Genomic DNA, 3,668 nt, shown 5'->3' with positions numbered 1-3,668 from the left:
CTATTCGGACAATATCTTATCCTTTGTCAATAACGTCCGCACCAAGGACGGCGGTACCCACGAGACCGGACTCAAGACCGCTATCACCAAGGCCATGAATGACTATGCCAGAAAGACCGGTCTGCTCAAGGAAAAGGACAAAAATCTGGAAGGCTCGGACTACCGCGAAGGCTTAGCAGCGGTCCTCTCTATCCTGATCCCTGAGGAGCACCTGCAGTTTGAAGGCCAGACCAAGGACAAGCTGGGCAGTCCGCTGGCCCGTCCTGCCGTGGACTCTATCGTCTCTGACAAGCTGACCTTCTTCCTACTGGAAAATGGCGAGCTGGCTTCCAACCTCATCCGCAAGGCTATCAAGGCCAGAGATGCCAGAGAAGCGGCCCGCAAGGCGCGTGACGAAAGTCGGAATGGCAAGAAGAATAAAAAAGACAAGGGCTTACTCTCTGGTAAGTTGACTCCGGCCCAGTCCAAGAACCCAGCCAAGAACGAGCTCTATCTGGTCGAGGGGGACTCTGCTGGCGGCTCCGCCAAGCAGGGCCGCGACCGCAAGTTCCAGGCCATCCTGCCCCTGCGAGGTAAGGTCATCAACACCGCCAAGGCCAAGATGGCAGACATCCTCAAGAACGAAGAAATCAACACCATGATCTACACCATCGGAGCAGGAGTTGGCTCAGATTTCTCGCTGGAAGATGCCAACTACGACAAGATTATCATCATGACTGATGCCGATACAGACGGTGCCCATATCCAGACTCTGCTTCTGACCTTTTTCTACCGCTATATGCGCCCGCTGGTCGAGGCCGGCCGCGTTTATATCGCCCTGCCGCCTCTCTACAAGATGTCCAAGGGCAAGGGCAAGAGCGAAGTTGTCGAGTATGCCTGGACCGACGGTGAGTTGGACGACCTGCGCCGCAAGTTTGGCAAGGGAGCCATGCTTCAGCGCTACAAGGGCCTTGGTGAAATGAACGCCGACCAGCTCTGGGAGACCACCATGAATCCCGACACCCGCACCCTGATCCGCGTCACCATCGAAGACCTGGCCCGGGCCGAACGCCGCGTCTCCGTCCTCATGGGCGACAAGGTCGAACCACGCCGCAAGTGGATTGAGGATAATGTCAAGTTTACACTTGAGGAGAGTGGGGAGATGGTGTTTTAGGAGAAAATATGGCTAGACAAAATTATTTTGATTTAATCCAGAATATGAATTTTGATCCTACCAGAGAGATTGAAATTATTTCTGAATTGCTTTCTGAAACTTATGATTATCACTTTAAACGTCATAGAGTTTCAGGTAGATCAGAGAAAATATCCTACTCTATTGAACGTATTTTTAATGAGACTTTTAATAATTATCCAATAAACAAAAAGCATCAATTTGTCTCGTATGACGAGGTTGAAAATTTTATTTTTGAAAAGGCGGACAACGAACTTGATAAATTATTCATATTTTTAGAATTTCTTATTGATTTATTTAGTTTTCTCACTTCAGATAGACATATTGATTTTCCTTTTGATCAAGGTTTGTTGATTGATATTTATGGTAACACATTTTATTACGAAAAATTATTTGATCAATTTGCCAAAATAGAGAATAGAGCGAATTATTTTTTAAACATTTTGAACCATGAATTGATTACCTTGGAAAATGGTGACAAAATCATCGTTGAAAAGAATGTTTATGCCTCAGAAGTTTCTCAGATTTTATCTGAAACCAGTATTGAAGATGCGATAAGGGTTTTAGAATATAATCATTTTTCAAATAAAGGAGATATTCAGCGTAAGAAAGAGATACTTATTTCTTTGGCAAACTATCTCGAACCATTGAGAAAAGAACTTAATAATTCTGAGGAATTAAAAGAGGTATTCAAAGTTAATAACAACAAGATTATTGCTTTTGAAAAACTTTTTGAAATGTATAACAATCTAGGGTTGAGACATAATAATCTGAAACAGTATCACCAGAATATGTCTGATGAAGAGTTGGAACGATGGTATGATGATATTTATACTTCAACTTTATTCGTTATTCTAAGTCTGGATGAAGCTAGGATTTTGTCTCAATTAGAGGCTTTAAAAGCAAAATGAGTTTATATGAAAAAGGAGACTGTTATGAAAGAATCCGATGTATTGACTAGACTTGGATTGAAAGACAAGGATGAATTGGTTTTTCTGCTAGAAAATAGTGGGAGAAGTAAAAGAATGTCCAAGCTCGCTTCTGTTGATAAGGAAGTTCATTCTGTTAAATTAGAATTTGATGAAGCAGGGTGTTACTTTAAAATAGAACCTGATCATTCAAGAAATGTATCTAATAATTCTAATTATTTTAGAAGAGGCTGGTCATGTGTCTTGAAAGCATCCAGGAAAACAGGGAAGGAAGTTTCCAATAAACATATAAATCCAGAGAATCACCCAAAAGAAATTGGATATCAACATTTTGACAGTGGTCATATTCTTGGACTTGCATTTCATAAATTCATTGATGGATATTCTTGCTTAACTCCTGATTTCAAAGAAAACGGAGTTTGGAACGATGAAGTTATCAACGACAAAGTTAAAAATTTGATTACTCAATTTGCGAGTGCAAACCATCAGACCGGAGGTTCACCAAGAGATAGTCAGGCTTATTTTGAAGATGAAGTTTATAAGTTTTTATCAGGTGGCAAAGGAGAGATATTTTACGAGGTCAAAGCAATTTATAAAAAAACGGATGGAAAAAAAGATCGATATCCTATTGGAACTGAAATTTATTACACAACTTTAAAACCTAATGAAAACAATTTGTTTATAGAAAAGCATGTTTTAGTTCCAAATATTGATTTTGACTTTGATTTATCTGTTATGGATGGCTATGAAGGATATAATAGCTATCGAGAGTTTTATAAAAATGGCTATGATGAAAAATATCGAAAATGCTTTAAGGATAGTAATGATTCAACCGAACCACTTGATAAAAAGCATCATTTCGCTTTAGTGCTTCAAGAAAAGATGCTTGGTATTTATAAAACCTCTAACCAAGCTAAAAATGAAATAGGAAATGAACCTATTTCAGAAATCAATTTTAGCTCTATTATTGATAAAGAAGAATACAGTAAAACTTTTACCGCTGAAGAAGAGCAGGGAATTATTCTTTTTACAAAAGAAGAGATAGGCACACTGGAAAGATTTCTGAAAGGCAGTAAATATACTGAATCAACAAAGAAAAACAAGTACTTTAGACCCTTTGTTAGAGGGGAGAAAATCTATCTTAAATACTACGGAGATGATGGAATTGCATCCGTAACTCATGGACATCCGAGCGGAGATGCAAAAGGGTATAATTCTTTAACAGAAGCCATGAAGGCAATGGGATGGCTATAAATTCATTCCTAATATTATCTTACCCCCCTTTGGACAAAATTTTTATTCAAAATATGTTGTCCAAGATAACAATAGCCACATTTCCCACGGGAAATGTGCTCTCTCAGCCTTGAAACAGGTGATTTCCCAGGGGAAATCTGGCTTTCAGGAGCTGCGGGCGAACTTTTCCACGGGAAATTTGATGTTGTTTAATGGCGGACGAACGTTCCCATGGGAAATATGATGTTTCTTCATGGCGAACGAACTTTCCCATGGGAAATAAACATTTTCAAATTAAAAAAATAAAAATACCATAAAAAAAGGAGATTTATCAT

At 39.4% G+C, this 3,668-nt stretch carries 3 protein-coding genes; all 3 read left to right on the top strand.

Going from position 1 to position 3,668, the window contains the following annotated elements; genetic code table 11:
* The coding region (locus STRDD11_RS14715) for a toprim domain-containing protein (protein WP_241209440.1) at positions 1-1,153 on the top strand (1,153 nt) is incomplete at its 5' end.
* A gap of 8 nt (positions 1,154-1,161) precedes the next feature.
* Positions 1,162-2,082: a hypothetical protein gene (locus STRDD11_RS11240; protein WP_128837381.1), complete on the top strand. Its 921-nt coding sequence runs from the start codon at positions 1,162-1,164 to the stop codon at positions 2,080-2,082.
* Positions 2,083-2,106: 24 nt separating this feature from the next.
* Positions 2,107-3,354: a hypothetical protein gene (locus tag STRDD11_RS11235; protein ID WP_128837380.1), complete on the top strand. Its 1,248-nt coding sequence runs from the start codon at positions 2,107-2,109 to the stop codon at positions 3,352-3,354.
* The last annotated feature ends 314 nt before the right edge of the window (positions 3,355-3,668 follow it).

This window comes from Streptococcus sp. DD11, assembly GCF_001578865.1.
Taxonomy (GTDB): Bacteria; Bacillota; Bacilli; order Lactobacillales; family Streptococcaceae; genus Streptococcus; species Streptococcus panodentis.
Note: the sequence above shows the minus strand (reverse complement) of the source record. Positions and strands in the feature narration are given on the sequence as shown.

What these genes read in the sequence shown, in the direction of transcription:
- STRDD11_RS11240 (WP_128837381.1), top strand. Translation starts at nt 1,162, where the DNA reads ATGGCTAGACAAAATTATTTTGATTTAATCCAGAATATGAATTTTGAT.
- STRDD11_RS11235 (WP_128837380.1), top strand. Translation starts at nt 2,107, where the DNA reads ATGAAAGAATCCGATGTATTGACTAGACTTGGATTGAAAGACAAGGAT.